The sequence below is a fragment of the Shewanella sp. SACH genome, assembly GCF_001887095.2.
Classification (GTDB): Bacteria; Pseudomonadota; Gammaproteobacteria; order Enterobacterales; family Shewanellaceae; genus Shewanella; species Shewanella baltica.
On record NZ_MPDG02000001.1, the window covers coordinates 513,400 to 531,096 of the forward strand.

Sequence of the window (17,697 nt, forward strand, 5' to 3'; positions counted from 1 at the left end):
TTACCGTTATGACTCTTGGCCGTTGCTAGTGCGACTGGCTTTACGACAACACTCAGAGCCTGCATCGTGCAGGCTTTGGTCTTTTTGGGATTTGTCTTCGTCAGTCTCATGACTCCCATGACTCTCGTTGTCCTCATGGCTTAGGCTATCGATAATCGCGCAGTGAGGCTGATCGCCGCCTTGGCATTGGGTCACCATGTGGTGTAATTGCGCCCTAAGCTGTTGCAACTTATTGATTTGCTCTTCGACATAGGCAAGGTGAGTGCGGGTAAGTTGTTTAACATCTTCGGCATTCCGGCTTTCATTGCCCTTAAGGCCAAGCAAGGATTTGCAATCTTCTAGGCTAAAACCTAAGTCGCGACATTGATGCACAAACTTAAGCGCTTCAATATCTTGATGGCGATAAACTCGATAACCCGCCTCATTGCGCTCGCCGCACACTAAGCCAATATCATGGTAATAACGGATACTCTTAACACTTAAGCCCGTTTGTTTTGCCATTTCGCCTATCTTCATCTTGACCTCTATTTTTCCAATTGAATGGTTTTTCGCCCAGCAATTAATTGTCGATGTGATCACATTGAGCAAATTCATCCTTGACTCTCCTGCAATGGGAGACTTTATCTTAGACCTATAGTGTAAAACATCAAGTGAGGGATCTCCCATGTCTATGACCAGACTCTATGTCGCCAATATGAATTGCGCTGGCTGCGTCGCGAAAATTGAAAAGGCGTTTGCCGCCCAAGCGGGCGTCGAAGCGCGTGTGAATCTCGCCGATAAACAAGTGACGGTAGAAGGCAAGATGAGCGCCGATACTGCCTTAACTGTGATGGAAAATGCAGGTTATCCGGCGCAGGTAGTGGTGGATGCGAAAGTCGCCGCCGAAGAAAAACGCCTAGAAGATGCCACTGAGTATCGGCTGCGGATGCGCCAAGCCATAGCCGCGCTCGTTGTGGGCGTGCCTATGATGCTGTGGGGATTATTGGGCGGCGAGATGATGATCAACAGTCCAGCGATGCAGCTTGGCTGGGGCATTATGGGACTGGTCACCTTGGCCTTACTTGTCACCACGGGCGGACATTTCTATCAAGGCATGTGGCGGGCGCTAAAAGCCAAAACCACTAACATGGATACGCTGATTGTGCTGGGCACCAGTACGGCATGGGCCTATTCCATGCTGGTGGTCATTATGCCGAGCGCATTCCCTATGGATACCCGCCATGTGTACTTTGAGGCGAGTGTGATGATTCTAGGTTTGATTAACTTAGGTCACGGACTCGAGCTTAAAGCGCGGGGCAAAACCAGTGAAGCTGTGCAGCGATTACTTGGATTGCAATCCACCACTGCGATTCGTATCACAGATAAAGGCGATGAAAAGGTTGAGATAAGTCAGCTAAAACTGGGCGATAAGCTGCGTTTGCGCCCCGGTGACCGAGTTGCACTCGATGGTGAGGTTGAAACGGGGCAATCCCTACTCGATGAAGCCATGCTCACAGGTGAGCCCATTCCCGTGCTTAAAAATCGGGGCGACAGTGTGAGTGCGGGCACAGTCAATGGCAACGGCAGTTTGGTTTACCGAGTGACGGCGGGACAAGAAGATACCAAACTCGCCAAAATCATCGCATTGGTGCAGCAAGCGCAAACCTCGAAATTACCCATAGGTCGATTGGCTGACAGAATCTCAGCGGTATTTGTCCCGACTGTGGTGGCTATGGCGCTGTTGGCAGCGGCAATTTGGTATTTTGTGGGGCCAGCACCCGCCTTAAGCCATGCGTTAGTGGTGCTGACGAGCGTGCTCATCATAGCGTGCCCCTGTGCGCTGGGGCTGGCGACACCTATGTCTATCATGGTGGCCGTTGGCCGCGCCGCCCAAATGGGCGTGTTAGTTAAAAATGGCGAGGCCTTGCAAACCGCCAGTAAAGTCGACTGTGTGGTGCTGGATAAAACCGGCACAGTTACCTTAGGCAAGCCACAAGTTACTGATTTTACTTTAGTGCAAACGCTGAGTTATGCCGACAAAGAGACTTTGCTGGGCGAGATTGCGAGTCTTGAGCAGCACTCTGAGCATCCGTTAGCGGGGGCGATTGTCAGTTATGCCAAGGAATCCCTGTCGCAATTACCCGACACACAGGCATTTACGAACCATCAAGGTAAGGGGATTGAGGGCAAGGTCGATGGTGTATCGCTGGCGATTGGTAATCTCGCCTTGATGACGGCATTAGATATTGTCAATTCCGATGGTAGCGCCTTAGATCCAAAAGCGACATTAAGCTTTGCAAATCAAGGTAAAACTCCGATTTATGTCGCCAAAGCGGGCAAGTTAGTGGCCACTATCGCGCTTGCCGATCCGATTAAACCCGATGCTAAAGAAGCCATCGCGGCCATGCTGCAAAGGGGGATTCGCGTGGTGCTGTTAACGGGGGATAACCCACAAACGGCGCAGGCGGTGGCCGACCAAGTGGGCATTACCGAAGTGATTGCAGGCGTACTCCCCGAGCAAAAACAACAGCATGTGCTGGATTTGCAAAAGCAAGGACATGTGGTGGCTATGGTAGGGGATGGCATTAACGATGCGCCTGCTCTGATGAGCGCCGATGTGGGGATTGCTATGGGATCGGGCACTGAGGTGGCGATTGAAAGTGCGGATATCACCCTGCTGTCGCAGCAGTTGATAGTGATTGCTAACTTATTGGCATTATCGCGGGCGACAATTACCAATATTAAGCAGAATCTGTTTGGCGCCTTTGTGTATAACAGCTTAGGCATTCCGGTTGCGGCTGGCGTGCTTTATCCACTCACGGGCATGTTATTAAGCCCAGTGATCGCGGGTGCCGCCATGGCCTTGTCTTCACTCACTGTGGTGACGAACGCCAACCGCTTAAGACGGCAGAAGTTATAAGCTGTCGATACCTAAGCTAACTCAAAATGTTGAAACGGGTATCTTGAGTTAGTTTAGGGCTATGTCTACATAAGCCTTTAGCGTCGGCAAGGTTTTCGACGCTAAGGGTCATCAGATTGTCATTCTGCTCGAATACATTGAAAGCTAAGTCAATAGGGTAAAATTAATTACGCTTCTCACGCAGGCATTGTGCGGCGATTTCGGCATTCCCTCTGGCTTTTGATCAGCCTTGGTAGTTGATAATTTAGCCCAAACTGCTATAGTGCCACGTTTATTTTTACCCCTTCGGCATAGCTTTATTTGGTTTATGCTTATTTAAAGCGGCGCCAGCTGGCTCGGCCAACATTACTCGATTTGGAAGTTCATTTTGATCACAACAGCAAATATCACCATGCAGTTCGGCGCTAAGCCACTGTTTGAAAACATCTCAGTTAAATTTGGCGGTGGTAACCGTTACGGTCTTATCGGCGCAAATGGCTGTGGTAAATCGACCTTCATGAAGATCCTGTGTGGTGATCTAGATCCTAGCGGCGGTAACGTCTCGTTAGATGTGAATGAGCGTCTGGGTAAACTAAGCCAGAACCAGTTCGGTTATGAAGAATTCAACCTGATCGACACAGTGATCATGGGCCACCGCGAACTGTGGAAGGTAAAGCAAGAGCGTGACCGTATTTATTCTTTACCAGAAATGAGTGAAGAAGACGGCATTACTGTAGCCAACCTAGAGATGGATTTTGCTGAGATGGACGGTTATACCGCCGAATCTCGCGCCGGTGAATTGCTGTTAGGTGTAGGTATCGGTATCGACAGCCATTTTGGTTTGATGTCTGAAATTGCACCGGGTTTAAAACTGCGTGTACTGTTAGCGCAAGCCCTGTTCTCTGATCCTGACGTGCTGCTGCTTGACGAACCCACCAACAACTTGGACATCGACACTATCCGTTGGTTACAAGACATGTTAAACCAACGTAGCAGTACTATGGTTATCATTTCGCATGATAGATATTTCTTAAACTCAGTTTGTACTCACATGGCTGACTTAGACTACGGCGAATTGCGCGTTTACCCAGGTAACTACGACGAATACATGCAAGCGGCTACCCAAGCTCGCGAGCGTTTATTGTCTGATAATGCGAAGAAAAAAGCCCAGATCTCTGAGCTGCAAACCTTCGTAGCACGCTTCTCGGCTAACGCTTCTAAGGCGAAACAAGCCACATCACGTGCCCGTCAAATCGACAAGATTAAGTTAGACGAAGTAAAAGCCTCTAGCCGTGTGAACCCCTTCATTCGTTTCGAGCAAGAGAAGAAACTGTTCCGTAATGCCTTAGTGATTGAAAACCTAACTAAAGGTTACGATACGCCGCTATTTGAAGACTTAAACCTGATAGTTGAAGTGGGCGAGCGCATTGCGGTACTGGGTGAAAACGGCGTCGGTAAAACGACCCTGTTACGTACCCTTATTCACGACATCCCGCAGGATGCAGGTACTATCCAATGGTCTGAAAACGCCAACATTGGTTACTATGCACAGGATCATGAGTCTGATTTCGCTAACGAAATGACCTTGTTCGAGTGGATGAGCCAATGGCGCAAGCCAGAAGATGACGACCAATCGGTACGTGGCATCTTAGGCCGTATGTTGTTTGGTTCTGACGACATCAAAAAGTCAGTCAAAGTGCTGTCTGGTGGTGAGAAAGGTCGTATGTTATTCGGCAAGCTCATCATGCAAAAAGCCAACATTCTAGTGCTCGACGAACCGACCAACCACATGGATATGGAATCGATCGAATCATTGAACAACGCGCTGGAAATGTACGAAGGCACCTTGATTTTCGTGAGTCATGACCGTGCATTCGTATCGTCGCTAGCTAACCGTATCCTCGAAGTGACTCACACAGGTGTGAATGACTTCAGAGGCACTTACGATGAGTTCCTTGCCAGCAAAGGCATCGAAGTCTAAGGTTATTCGCTATTTAGCTGCATGTGTAAATGCATGCATCTAAATGCAGCATCAATAAAAACGCCGCAATGCATTGCGGCGTTTTTGTATCTGTTATCTGTCTATTATCTAGCGATTAGCTTTTTATGCACTTGATTCTAGCGCATTAGCGACGCTCGTTATTGCGCAGACTCTTGCTGCACATAAATCAAACTGTCAGTATCAAAACCGCGGGCTTTAGACATTTCAACAAACTTTTGCAATACCTCGGGTGGCACAGTCGGGGTTTTAGCCAGTAGCCACAAATAACCCGTGTCGGGTCCTGATATAAAAGCATATTGATAGTTTTCATGATCTAATTCAAAGACCACATACGATCCATAAAATGGCCCAAAGAAGGATACTTTCAAATAGCCTTCTGAGTCCCCATTGACAAAATAGGCCTTACCTTCGGCTTCTTTCCATTCGTTTTTAGCCGCTGAGAATCCACGGTTAATGACCATCACACCGCCATCGTCTTTCAGGCTGTATTCTGCGCTAACTTGGCTTAACCCTCTTTCGAATGAATGATCTAAGCGCGCAATTTCGTACCATTTACCTAAGTATTTATTCAGCTCAAAATCATTAACGGGTTGAACCAATTTAGGCATGCCTAAACAACCGCTGAGCAAAAATATACTGATGACTAACAGTAGCTTTCTCAATTTGACCTCCTGATCTTAAGTCTTAGTTGCACATCTTAAGTTAAATGTTCAATCAATCCTCTGTCGAGCTTACACTATTTTCTTCATATTATTTCAGCAACTTGGCTTCTATTGGTTAAAGTCCTATTAGTTAAAGTTCTGTTGTTTAAAGTCGTGTCGGCGACTGTCTTGTGGGTTACTCGCTCGCAACCCGCGCTTTGCGCTGACTGATAAAGCCTTGGCTAATGCCGGCCAGAAGAATTAAGCCGACACCGCTTAATTGCATTGGGCTCAAGCTTTCATCAAATATCCACCATGCCAGCGTCACTACGATAACAGGTTCCACATAGGCGAGGGTGCCAAAGGTGACTGCTGGCAATTGCCGCAGGGCTTTTACTGCCAGTAATATTGCTAAGAATCCGGGGAAGAATCCAATCGCGACTAACCAAGCGATTTGCGGCAAACTTGGCGTCAGCGGCGCATTTATCACTAAGGGCAGTAGGCACAAAGCGCCGACACAAAGCTGCACTAAAGTGCTCTGGTAGGGCGAACTCAGACTCGGTTTTCGGTTGATTAACATAAATCCGCAGTAGGTTAAAAGGGCGAGTAGGGCATAAAAATAGCCAAATAATTCAGTGTGATTGTTCGCTTGCTGCGGCCCTGTAGGGATCATTAACATAAAGCCCATCAGCGCGACTACCACGCTTGCAATGCTTAAGCGGGTGAGTTTTTCGGCAAAGAAATAATGGGCGAAAATAGCCGACACCACAGGGGCTAAGTAAATAATCATGATCACATTGGCCATTTGGGTGTACTGAATGGCTTCAATGTAAAACGCCATAAAACCCGCGAGCATAGCACCATTCACTAAGTTACGTTTGCTGGGTCTATGGCGAATCTGATGGCCTTTACCTGTGAGCAGCATATAAGCCAATAGAAATAGGGCACCGAGTAGTAAGCGGTAGAAGGTAATGTGCTCGGCGGGCAGGGCGGCAAAGCGTGCGAATACACCGATTGTGCCCATAAGAATGGCCGCCAATAGGGCAAAAATGATAGCTAAAGCTGAGCTTGGCATAGATAACCTACTACAGAGTGAACAGAGAGTTAAGGGGCGACACCGTCCTGTGGACGGCGTCGATTTTGCCCTAAAAACTCACCCTAGGCTATGTCGATATATTAACTAAATAATGCTTTTACGTGAGCGGAAATGGTTAAAGCTATCTTGACTGTAGGCCGCCTTAATCCGTTTTAACGCGGCGTAATTATGGTCGAAGTACACATCAGTGGGGATGGCCTTATCTTTGAAGCTGATAAAGGCGCCCGAGGTGTTGGGAATGTCATAATTTCGGCTGGCATCAATCCAATCGAGTGCACGATTGATGCGAGTAAACACTTGGCTATCCTGCAATTGTTGTTTCTCTTGCAGCGCGTTATTCCACCAAGTTTGATATTGAATCGTGTATTGTCTGTCCTTGTAGGGGAAGGCGCTGCGACTCTTTTGCTCTTCACCCATAGTGCGATAATAATCACCCGCAATGGCGCCAAGGGTGACATAGGTAAATAGCCCCAATTGGCGATTACCTTCAAGCACATAGCGAGAAGTTAAGCTTTCAAGCAGTGGCTTATAACCGTCCCTTAGCCCCGTTTGATTCACTAAGCGCGAGGTGACTTTATGGGGCGCGGGCTCATCCAAATCGGGTGGCGTCGGTGAGCGGTTTATGCATTGTAAGTCAGCTTGCAGATGATGAAAAGATTCCCTCTCCCAATTGGCCATCAAGTTTTCACCGTAGGCTTTGGTGAGTCCGCCCATACCCTCGATGCGAATATCATTGGGCACTAGGTCAAACTCATTAAATTGTGTCTGGATAAAGTGATTCAGACTGGCTGAATTGCCTTCCCAAAAGCCATACATCAAGCAGTTATGCTTAATCGACTCTGTATCTATGTCAGGCGTTTTGTGTTGTTCTGCTGGGAAATGTCTGGCATTTATCTTGAGATTGGTGCCAATCAAACAGCCTGTGCTGTCGGCATTAATGATGGCTTCCCAGCGCTGTAAAATGTCTTTGGTTGGGGTGTGCTCAATGAGTTCATGGGTTTGTTTATCATAGCAATTCCACTCTAATTCAAACTTGAGCAGGCAAGGCGGTAGTGGAAAGGTTTGCACAAAAAAGCGGGTCACTATGCCGTAACTTAATCCGCCGCCCCCCTTGAGCGCCCAGAGTAACTCAGGTTTATTGGCAACCGAGACGACTTGGGTTTCACCAATGCCAAGGACAATTTCTGCCTGTAATAGGGATTCGCAGCACATGCCGTATTTGCGGGTCCAAGGTCCTGAGCCGCCGCCCATAATAAATCCCGCTAAGGCAACGCTGCCACTGGTGCCATGGGGGATCATCACGCCTTTTTTCGCAAGGGCTGTGGTGAGATTGATAAAGCGATTGCCTGGGCCAATGGCCGCAATACCTGTGATGGGATCTAAAGTGAGGCTATCCATCTTCAGCAGATCCAACACTATGGTATTGGTTTCAGTGCTTTCACCTTCGTGATCATTCCCACCCGAGCGCACGCTGATCGGCAAGTTATAATCGATGGCTGCTTTATAGGCGATTTTGACTTCTTCAGTGGAAGTGCATTTGATGATCGCCAGTGGTTTTTTTTGTAACCTGCGGTTGAACAGCTGGCAAGCCTGTTGGTAGGCAATCATTTGCTTACCCGTGCTGACCGAGAATTGTTGCTCACTATAATAATGGCCAGCGGTAATAATATTGTCGGCCGGAATGTGTGCGCGAACTTCATTGATGAAATTAACAAAGTTTTTGGCTTGGGTGATCACTAAGTTTTCACTGATCCGCACTTCTGCACTTAATTCTTCTTCGGTCGATTGCATAATCAAACAATCCCGTTCGAGTTCATTCGCGACGGTCACTTTAATATTCGAACGATAGGCCGTCAGCGATTTAAATACTTCGATATTGAGAGTGATATCCGCTTGGTTGCTCGCCGCGTAATTAACGACATAATTAAAATTAGGCCAAGTGTTATAGTCACACTCAATAATATAGGCTCGGCGTTCGTGGGGCGGAATAATCTTAGGCAGTTGTTGATTATAGGCGTTGCTATCCGCGGTGGTTTTTATGAATTGATATTCAGTATCATTAAATATGACCAGCAGCACTTTTTGTCTTTGAAGTGGGATAACGTTTTCATCACGAAAATTATATACATCATGATGCTGATAAATGTAAAGGTTATTTTCGGTAATCGATTTTTGTTGCGCCGGATTACGATAATAGTCGACGATTTCGGTTCGGGTTAATAATCGATTAAGTAAAGTTATGCCAAATATTTCACCATCGAAATGAGTGTCGCGGTGATTGGGTAATGACACGTTTTCAATTAAAAACTCATTGTCAGCAACCAGTGACAGATTATTGAGTTGTGTATGGGTAATTTCACCATCCACATAACAATTGATTTCATGGTATTCATGGCAGATAGACAATAAGTGCCACTGGCTGTCGTTAAGTCCACCTAAGGTTGAAATTGCCTCAACCCGCAGCAAGGTGGTATTAATCACGCATTCAATATGCCCCAGTGAATTAATATCCACCGCGAAATAGGTATCTTCTCGATCGGTTTTATAATGGAACACACGCCCACCTGCGCTGGTTTTTACCCAACACTGGTAAGTAAATATGGCAAGGGGTGACGTGCTCACGGGTAAGCTTTTTTCAATCACTGCCCGTATATTTCTTGATGCCTCAAGCTTATTCATATTCGTGCGTCCTTTCGTGTGCTTTGCGTGTTTTACCTCAGTGCGCTAAAGCGCTACTGGGGTAATTCATCCCGTGGTTAATCCATCGCGGGTAAATCAGTTTTGGTTAAATAAGTCGCCAATTAATGGGGATTAAAGCGACGTATTGATCCTGTCACGGCCATCGGCTTTGGCGCGATACAATGCGGTATCGGCGGCGCACAGCATGGCGAGTGAGGTACGGAACTGGCCATTGATTTCACTCGCAATCCCTTGGCTCGCGCTCACAGAGACATAGTCGCGCAGGCCTTGCTCAGTAAAGCGCAGGTCATTAATCCCTTGCTGCACTTTTTGGGCAATCGTCAGTGCCATTTTGGCATTGTGGCTTGGCAGTATTAGCGCGAATTCTTCACCGCCGTAACGCGCTGCCAGGCCAATTTCTATTGGCACTATGTCAGCAATCACTTTGGCAATCTTACGTAGGCACTCGTCGCCTTGGATATGGCCGAATTGGTCGTTAAACACTTTGAAATAATCCACATCGATAATCACCACGCTGATAGGGCGCAGCTTACCCGTGCATTCTTCCCAATAGTGATGCAGCATTTCGTCGAAGTATCGGCGGTTCGCCAGCCCAGTCAGTGAATCCGTGGCGGCCAATTTACGTAGCTTTTGATTCTCCGCTTTGTGCTGCGTTAAATCGTGCATCATCATCACGAACAGAGGTTCATGGCTGGGGATGTAGGAAATGGAGAGCTCGACATCTTTTGCTTTGCCTGAGGCGGTAATGAGGGTGATTTCTTCGGCGCAGTGCTGCACTGGAATGCCGCAGTTTTTGCCTAGTTTAATATCATTGCTCAGCAGATTGTCGTAGCGAGCTTGATGGTGCTCGGTCAAAAAGTTGCGCCAATCTTGTCCCTTCAAACTGGCCTGTGGGCACGTCAGTAAGTCAGCACCTTTGCTATTGCTAAAGTAAATGTAACCTTGGGCATTGACGATAATCACCGGCTCGGTCAGATGCTGAATAAACTGTTGAATCGTTTCAATCGAGGCATGTTCGAAGAAGGTTAACGGCAATGCGGGCTCGACCAAGCCTTGCTGCGCAGTACACTGTAAGCCATTGTCTTCACCCACAAGTGATAATGGATATTGTGAGCGAGTCTGTTTAGGTGAGCTTGTCATTGTTATCATTCTCCGTGAACCTAATGTCATCTGCGCTAAGCGCTTTTCTGATGATGACTTTATTCTCAGCAAAGAAAAGATACCTTCTGCTTACCTTCCGATTTAATATATTGTTTATAAAGGTTTTAAATTTACTCTTCTCACGGTAAATACCCAGGTTTAGCTGAAACGTGCGAGGTTTTTGGGCATGGCTAAGTTGAAAGAGTGGCACTCATGAGTGGATTTTTGGCTATTAAGCGGCAAGGGCAAAGGATTTTAGTGTCGAAATTTAACCGCAGATAAACAGTGGAAAACGGCTCGTTCACCCTAAAGGTTGATTTGGATGCAGAGCTTCGCTACTCGATTTTCCTCTACACCATTTACCACCTTGCTGAAGTTTAAAAGCGCACATCGCATCCCAACGACCACTGATGCCACTGTACTGGCGGCGAAAATCTTTAGCAGAGCTGAGCCAAGCATCTGATGCAATCCCTAACTCATTGAGCAGTTTTGGTCGCTGATTATCGATAAAGCCTTTTTTATCATGGCGAATGGCGCGGCCAGTCCAATCGATAAGTTCCAGATAATCCGCAAAATGAAAAGGGATGCCCGTTTGTTGACTAGAGTGTGTTGCCGCATCGAACTTGGCGAGAGATTTGTTTATCGTTTGAGGCTTATTTTTTGCGGATTGGACTGGTGCTTGCGGTGAGATGATGATGTTATTTACCTGCTTGAGTGCACTAATTCTTTCTTGAATCGAGGTGAAATCAGAAGATTGTAAAGAGTCGGCAATCCCTGCTCGAATAGGGTTTAAATCCACGTACATCATGCAGGCTAGTAAGGCTTGCTCATCTAGCAAAGCTTGGGATTTGAAACGGCCTTCCCAGAACGCGCCTTTACACTCATCTTCACGATTCGCTTTACGGGCAATTTCTTCGTTCAGGCAGCGCATAAACCAAGATATGCTGGATAAACGTTCATGCCATTCGGTAATTAACCCATCGAGCAGCATGCGTTCACCGTCAATTAAGGCTTCACCATTCATATACTTAGTTGCGACAGTATGGCCTTTAGTTATTTGACACCACCGGCTGATAACCTCTTTTGGGCTTAAGGTTTTTGCTTCCTCAACATCAATTTTAAGTACTAGATGGTAATGGTTGTTCATCACTGCATAGGCGCAAATGTCGATACAAAAGATAGCAGATAATGCTTTGATTTTATCGACAATCCAGCCACGTCTATGTTCATAACTGCGGCCTGTGAGTTTATCTTCACCGCACAGAAAAGCCCTTCTGACACAGCGATTTATCACATGATAGAAGGGCGTTGTATTGGCATCGATAAGCATTCTTCTGGCCGAGGTCATGACTCGCTCCAAACAGACAAGGTGAAGATAATCTAAAGACTAGTAGAAGAGGGGACAAAGTACAAAAAGACATGGCTGTCCCCGCTTTTTTCTTTTGTTATCTCGAAAAGATTTGGCTGTCCTGAGAAAATACTGTTATGGGAAAACGGAGGATAAGCGGATGTCTTGTGAGAAATGCTCTGCCGCAGCAGAGCATTTAGAGCTCATTTCAGGAGTCACTTATCTCGAAAAGATATGGCTGTCCCCGCTTTTGTCCCGCTTTTTCCTCACGAGCAACCAAAACAGTGCTGTTATGTTAAAACGGAGGATAAGCGGATGTCTTGTGAGAAATGCTCTGCCGCAGCGGCAGAGCATTTAGAGCTCATTTCAGGAAGCACTTATCTCGAAAAGATATGGCTGTCCTCGATTTTTTTGAGAAAAATCTCGGGTAAGTTGCCCTTCTACTATGATTAGTTTTGTGGGCGGTTGGTAATTTCAGGATCAGGACTTAATACCAACAGAGTATTGGTTGTATTGCTCAATACAAATTGGAACTTAGTATTTCCTGGTGTTCTATCTAGGTCCACGAGTTGTACTAACATACCATCGCTGCTGATGGTGACTGCATCGACGATTTCGTCGAACGGGGTCACAAAACCTACACCAACAAATTTTAAACCTTTACCAGTCTGATCATTCAGCAAATAGGTTACAGTTCCAGCTTGAGTGATGGTGACATCACCTGGGCACTGCTCACCGCTGGCATCGGTATAGATAAATACTGGTTCACCATTTTCTAGGGTAACATTGACTTTAATAAATTGAGCAAGACCTTGTGGTACGAACATGTTTACTTCCTTTTCATTGTGTTGTTATAGAATAGCATCATTGTACATGTATACAATTAATAGAACGCTCAAATAAGAATTTATACTTTGGTTCTCTACTTAATTTCATTAGTTTTTTTATACGTTCATTTGCTTTGCGGCAAAAAGAATTATTTATTTCAAAAGAGTATTCATTGCTCTCGGAAATTAGTAACTCACTTTCTGCTAAGTTGAGTTCGAAAGTCATATTTTGTGAAAAATCTTTTGATAACGTTAGATACGATTTGTATGCTTTTTCTGCATGGGTTTTGGCATCTTTATAGTTACCTGAGTTCATGAGGAAATAGGATGATGATAAGTAAAAGTTTGCCCATATTTCAGACTTTTTTTGAATTTCATTAAGACTATTATCAGCAGACATAGAAGCTTCTAGTGCGCTAATTTTGTTCTCTGGATTTTTCTCTGTTGAAGAGTTACTTAATCTGATTACTTGAAAAATAGAGTAATATCTCAATGTTTTCCATATGTCATTTTTGGGATCTTGCCTTAGTATTTCTTCAACAGTTGATAGGTTTAACTTGGCTTGATTAAGAGCTTCATCTTTATGTTCAGTATAACTAAGCAAATCTGCGAGAGTTTGGTAGCTTCCGCTTAGTTTTTCTAGCAAATAAGGACTTTTTATATGATTACCTAGTTCTAACTCTTTTTGCAGTTCTTTATGGATTGATATTGCTGTGTTTATGTCTCCCAAAGACACTGCCGCACTCGCTAACCAAGATCGAGCATTAGCCACATCCGCAATCAGCTGACTATCCTCAGGTGCTTTTGCCAAGGCGAGCAATTTAAGTCTTAATGATTCCTCAAAATCTTGCTGTGCTTTTGCAAATTCCTGCTGCTTCATAGACACGGAGCCCAAAGTGTTATGGGCGTACGATAGCTCCATTAGCGCATCTTTATCTTCGGGCGCAAGGGCGTACATGGTTTGGCTGTATTTTAAGTATTGCTCGTAAAAAGGGCGTGACGCCGCCCAATCACTAACATCATATTGCAGTTGCCCTAACCAGAACGCATTGGCACCTAGGGTTTTTAGTAGGGCTAAGTTTTCAGGCTGCACACTCAAGAGTGGCAGCATTTTTTCTTGCGCTGCGAGTAATGCGCTGCGAGCTTCATCGATTTTATTGCGCGAATATGCCACTTCGCCCATGGCCTCTAAGGTTTGGCCGTGTTGGAAGCGGGCGTCAAAACTTAAGTGTGCATCATCCTCTGTATTGGAAAAATCACTAAAATATTCCAGTGCTTTATTGCTGATCCCGTCGAGTAAGTCCATACGGCCGATGCCGCGCATCTTGTCGGCGAAGTCGCCCACCATGAAACCGAGCAAATCTTCGGCGGCGAGGCGTTTTTGCAGGGCGAGTTTTTCAGCTTCTATGCTGCGCACACTCATGATAATGGAAGTGAGGGTGAGGACGCATAATAGGGTGACGGTTAAGCGCCTCGTCCAGCGCAGCATATTGGCGCGTTTGGTGGAGGCTGTGATAAAGGCGGTTTCGGGATCGTCTAAATCGAATAACGGATTTTGGCTGAGACTTTGGGCTTCTTTTAAAGGTTTACCTTCAGCGAGTAGATAGGCGCTGTGTTTGGCTTCGCTGAGCCAGCGTGTTGAAAGATGCTGTAGGCGACTCTTAATGCTCAAACTGTCGCTATGTTCGCTAATCCAAGCCGTCGCCCGTGGCCAACGGCGCAGCAGGGCTTCGTGGGCGATGCTAAAACAGGGTTCACCATTTTGCAGATGCGACACGAATAAGCGGCTATCGACCATGGCTTGCACTAGGGCGGTTTCGGCTGTGCTTTGCAGCTGCGACCAGCGGGCGGTGCGGCTGGTGATGGACTTTTCATCTTCGCGCAGGGTGACTAGCAGGGATAAAATCCGTGGCAGACTGGCTTTTTCGGCATCGCTTAAATGGGAAATCGCTTGCTCGGCATTTTTACCAATCGCCCCTTCAATACCGCCAAGGGCATGATAAACCGAGACTAATAATTTATCGTCGGCGCTGCGCTGTAAATACAAGGCCTGCAGCGTGTATTGCAACATGGGCAGTGCATCTGGGTTACTGGCGGCGTCGCTGCAGAGCATTTCATCGAGCGGCATCGCGGTTTCACTGTCAACTTCCCAGCTTAAGTTGGCGGCCACCGCGGGCAGGCGGATCATTTGCAACAGTTCAGTGCGTGTCGGCGGCGCTAAGTCAAAGTGGGCGCCGCGGGATTTGCCGGCCATTAAGCTTGGGTAGCCCACAAGTAAAGGATAAAAATCGTTACGACAGGCACTGATGATAATCACGGCCTTAGAGGTGGCGAGTTGTTCCAGCAGTTCAACAAATACTGTGCGCTCGGTGTCGCTAAATAGCGGTGATGAGAGCAACACTTCTAATCGGTCGATAAACAAGGCAAAAAACGGCTGAGTAAAGGGCTGAACCTTGAGTGCTTGGGTGCACAGGTTGATTACGCCTTGGATATCTTCGACAAGTTGAACCGCCAGTGTATCGGCGCTCATGCCTTCGAACACTGGCGTGTCATTGATTTCCCAGTCGAGCATAGCGCTGGCAAGATCGGTTAGCAGTTGCCCTTTACTCACATCGGCAAAATCTAAGCTGCTGAATGACGCGACGCCAATGCCGTTATAGCCACCGCCCTTCATTAAATTGGGGACGACACCGGCATTTATCAGGGAGGATTTACCGCTGCCACTTGGGCCTAAAACCAGACAGAAGGCACGGCCATAGATGATTTGCTGGCTGATACGGTTAAGCAAAGTGCTGATTTGTTCACTGCGACCAAAAAACACCTCGGCATAGTTAGCGCTATAGGCTTGCAGACCCGGAAAGGGCGAGCCGCCTTGCCAACTTTGCGGGCTGGCGGTGGCTTCGTGGCCGATAGGAAAACGCACTTCGGCTAAGGTGCGATAGCCGCGTTTGCGTATGGTTTCTATATAGGTGGGATCGGTGGCGCTATCGCCTAATGCTCTACGTAACTGATTGATAATTTTGTGTAGTGGATTGTCGCCAGTATCAACACCCGGCCAGCAGTGGCTGACTATTTCATCACTGCTGACGACTTCGCCCGCCCGTTGACAGAGAAACAGCAGCACATCCATCGCCTTGGGCTCAAGTTGTTTGACTTGTTTGCCAAGGAGCAGACTATTGGCGCTGGGATTGATTTGCCATTCACCAAAGAAAAATGTGCTGTCACTCATAACGATGTCCATTTATTGAGTATTGGCTAGCGTACTGTGGGAAAACGTACCGTTAGTTACCACTCTTATAGTTATATTTTTGTTATGTTTTTATGGTAAATGCTGGGCTGTTGCCAGCCTAAGGTTTGATGTCAAAGCCTTGACATTATGCCTATTACATTTGTTATTTAAAAGGAATAACCCTTGATAATCAATGTAAATTTTATTCATGGCAGCTATGGGGAATCATCTGCGGCTTGTCATTTTTCTGTCAACAGTTTGTGCTTTACGTAGCATGTTAAATAACGCGGCGGCTTTTGGCTGTTTATTAGCAAAACATCAACAATGGAAAAGTGCCCACTATGGGCACTTTTCAATGAGAGAGAAAACTCGGGCGGATTAACTTTATCGGGCTAACTTTGTCGTGTTAGCTTGGGGCGGTTAACTTGAGCCTCGCCTCTGGTTTAACATTGGCATTTAAAGCCCGCGTCTTCTATCAGCTCGTTAATATCAGCAGCTTAATGTTAGCGGGTTAAGATCAATGCCGTGGCTTGATAGCTTAATCTGGCCATTTGACCTTGATCTTGCAGTTCTAACTCATTGAGTTCGAATGGCGGCTGTAAACCCGAGGCTTGGATGAGCTTAGGATCTAACATCAGCTTTAGCTTTGGCGACTCTGGAGTTAGCCAATTGGCCGCTTGGGTGCGTAGAATTGCCACCTTTTGACCTTCGGCATTGGTGCCGGTTAACGTGCCACTTAAGCCAAAACGTCCAGCCTCGGCGACCGATAACTCAAAGTTGATTTGGTTAGGCAAGCCTTTATCCCAAACCGTGAGCACTTCGGGCTTGATGCTCGCCGAATTGACATAGGACTTAAAGACAGATTTGACCGTGCGCTGTACTGGGCGGCCATCGACTTGGGTTTGCACTGTAATTTCAACTTCACTGAAACCCGCATTACTGCTCGAAAGTGCCACGCCCGCGGGGATCACCGCTTGCCATGTCTCACCTTGTTTTACCATCGTCAGTGGTTGCATATCGCCATCGGCTTGCTTGAGTGTTGCCTGCGGCACGAAGGTGTTATCACTTTGGCTGAGTGCGAGTTCAAGCCCAAGGGTTTGCGCATCAGCCGCGATAGCGGAGGAGGCTTTGACACTCAGTTGATAGGGCGAGCCTTTTTCCTTCACATTGACTAAGTAGTTGGCGCTTGGCGTTAACGGCTGACTGACCTGCAGGCGATATTGGCCCGGTGTGGCTTTCGCCGACATTTGCAGTGCGCTGGAATCATCGGTTAATCCTGCGCTAGCAAGGGCATCGGCGTTGGCCATCGATTTGACCAATGACTCATTGGTGTTTATCCCGCTGCTGTTGGCCGCTTTGCCTTGGGGTGACTGATTAGGGCTAACGCGCTGAATTTGTACGCGCTCAGGGGCAATAGCCTCTGCATGCATTAAGGCGCCAGAACTGGTATCGCCCCGAGGCGCAATGCGCACTAGGCTTGACGCTTGGCTCATGGTGAGGCCTACGCCCGCATTAAGCTGCGCGCCGGTTACATTGACCCAATACTCGTCACTTTGACTGGCTTGTTCAAGCTGCGGCGCGCTTGCCTGATACTCTCCATACAAAGGGGTGATAAAGCTAATGTAGTCCGTACTGGTGTTAATGGGCGCCAGTGTTGGGCTGGCAATATTGCTATCGACAAGATCGGTATTGCTCGGCGCGGCTAGGGTTAACCCTTTGGCGTACATAGGGCTGGCATTGGTTTTGGGATCTATAGGTGTGGCTTCGTCTTGGCAGGCTGCGAGCAGTCCGCTTAGCGCCAAGACACTGGCAAGTTTGCTGAGTGTGTGCATCTTA

At 47.0% G+C, this 17,697-nt stretch carries 11 protein-coding genes; 2 read left to right on the forward strand and 9 right to left on the reverse strand.

All coding sequences use genetic code 11. From position 1 onward, the window contains the following. Window positions 1–6 precede the first annotated feature (6 nt). The gene (locus BM607_RS02055; RefSeq protein ID WP_071939286.1) at window positions 7–516 is read right to left on the reverse strand and encodes a MerR family DNA-binding protein; all 510 of its coding nucleotides are present in this window, start codon (window positions 514–516) and stop codon (window positions 7–9) included. Between the two features lie 148 nt (window positions 517–664). On the opposite strand from BM607_RS02055, the gene BM607_RS02060 reads away from it, so the two are divergent. Further along, window positions 665–2,899, forward strand: a complete 2,235-nt coding sequence (locus tag BM607_RS02060) for a heavy metal translocating P-type ATPase (protein WP_071939053.1) — start codon at window positions 665–667, stop codon at window positions 2,897–2,899. A 367-nt stretch (window positions 2,900–3,266) separates the two neighbouring features. Further along, window positions 3,267–4,859 carry an ABC-F family ATPase gene (locus tag BM607_RS02065; RefSeq protein ID WP_012196852.1) on the forward strand — a complete coding sequence of 531 codons (1,593 nt, stop codon included), beginning with the start codon at window positions 3,267–3,269 and terminating at the stop codon, window positions 4,857–4,859. Between the two features lie 158 nt (window positions 4,860–5,017). On the opposite strand, the gene BM607_RS02070 is transcribed toward BM607_RS02065, so the two are convergent. The 8 genes from BM607_RS02070 to BM607_RS02110 form a co-directional block, all read right to left on the reverse strand. Further along, entirely contained in the window at window positions 5,018–5,542 is a 525-nt protein-coding gene (locus BM607_RS02070) for a lipocalin family protein (RefSeq protein WP_071939052.1), read from the reverse strand. A gap of 175 nt (window positions 5,543–5,717) precedes the next feature. After that, the gene (locus BM607_RS02075) at window positions 5,718–6,596 is read right to left on the reverse strand and encodes a DMT family transporter (protein ID WP_071939051.1); all 879 of its coding nucleotides are present in this window, start codon (window positions 6,594–6,596) and stop codon (window positions 5,718–5,720) included. Window positions 6,597–6,701: 105 nt separating this feature from the next. Beyond that, window positions 6,702–9,296 carry an FAD-binding protein gene (locus BM607_RS02080; RefSeq protein WP_071939050.1) on the reverse strand — a complete coding sequence of 865 codons (2,595 nt, stop codon included), beginning with the start codon at window positions 9,294–9,296 and terminating at the stop codon, window positions 6,702–6,704. Between the two features lie 132 nt (window positions 9,297–9,428). After that, window positions 9,429–10,457 carry a diguanylate cyclase gene (locus BM607_RS02085; RefSeq protein WP_087486466.1) on the reverse strand — a complete coding sequence of 343 codons (1,029 nt, stop codon included), beginning with the start codon at window positions 10,455–10,457 and terminating at the stop codon, window positions 9,429–9,431. Window positions 10,458–10,758: 301 nt separating this feature from the next. Next, the gene (locus tag BM607_RS02090) at window positions 10,759–11,805 is read right to left on the reverse strand and encodes a transposase (RefSeq protein ID WP_071939049.1); all 1,047 of its coding nucleotides are present in this window, start codon (window positions 11,803–11,805) and stop codon (window positions 10,759–10,761) included. 449 nt (window positions 11,806–12,254) lie between these two features. Next, window positions 12,255–12,632, reverse strand: a complete 378-nt coding sequence (locus BM607_RS02100; RefSeq protein ID WP_011846395.1) for a DP-EP family protein — start codon at window positions 12,630–12,632, stop codon at window positions 12,255–12,257. A gap of 37 nt (window positions 12,633–12,669) precedes the next feature. Next, window positions 12,670–15,861 (reverse strand): winged helix-turn-helix domain-containing protein, encoded by a 3,192-nt coding sequence (locus tag BM607_RS02105; RefSeq protein WP_071939047.1) that lies wholly within the window; start codon window positions 15,859–15,861, stop codon window positions 12,670–12,672. 503 nt (window positions 15,862–16,364) lie between these two features. Further along, on the reverse strand, window positions 16,365–17,693 hold the full coding sequence (locus tag BM607_RS02110) for a DUF4785 domain-containing protein (RefSeq protein WP_071939046.1): 1,329 nt from the start codon (window positions 17,691–17,693) through the stop codon (window positions 16,365–16,367). Between the last annotated feature and the right edge of the window lie 4 nt (window positions 17,694–17,697).

What these genes read in the sequence shown, in the direction of transcription:
- BM607_RS02055 (WP_071939286.1), bottom strand. Translation starts at nt 516, where the DNA reads ATGAAGATAGGCGAAATGGCAAAACAAACGGGCTTAAGTGTTAAGAGT.
- BM607_RS02060 (WP_071939053.1), top strand. Translation starts at nt 665, where the DNA reads ATGTCTATGACCAGACTCTATGTCGCCAATATGAATTGCGCTGGCTGC.
- BM607_RS02075 (WP_071939051.1), bottom strand. Translation starts at nt 6,596, where the DNA reads ATGCCAAGCTCAGCTTTAGCTATCATTTTTGCCCTATTGGCGGCCATT.
- BM607_RS02080 (WP_071939050.1), bottom strand. Translation starts at nt 9,296, where the DNA reads ATGAATAAGCTTGAGGCATCAAGAAATATACGGGCAGTGATTGAAAAA.
- BM607_RS02085 (WP_087486466.1), bottom strand. Translation starts at nt 10,457, where the DNA reads ATGACAAGCTCACCTAAACAGACTCGCTCACAATATCCATTATCACTT.
- BM607_RS02090 (WP_071939049.1), bottom strand. Translation starts at nt 11,805, where the DNA reads ATGACCTCGGCCAGAAGAATGCTTATCGATGCCAATACAACGCCCTTC.
- BM607_RS02100 (WP_011846395.1), bottom strand. Translation starts at nt 12,632, where the DNA reads ATGTTCGTACCACAAGGTCTTGCTCAATTTATTAAAGTCAATGTTACC.
- BM607_RS02105 (WP_071939047.1), bottom strand. Translation starts at nt 15,861, where the DNA reads ATGAGTGACAGCACATTTTTCTTTGGTGAATGGCAAATCAATCCCAGC.
- BM607_RS02110 (WP_071939046.1), bottom strand. Translation starts at nt 17,693, where the DNA reads ATGCACACACTCAGCAAACTTGCCAGTGTCTTGGCGCTAAGCGGACTG.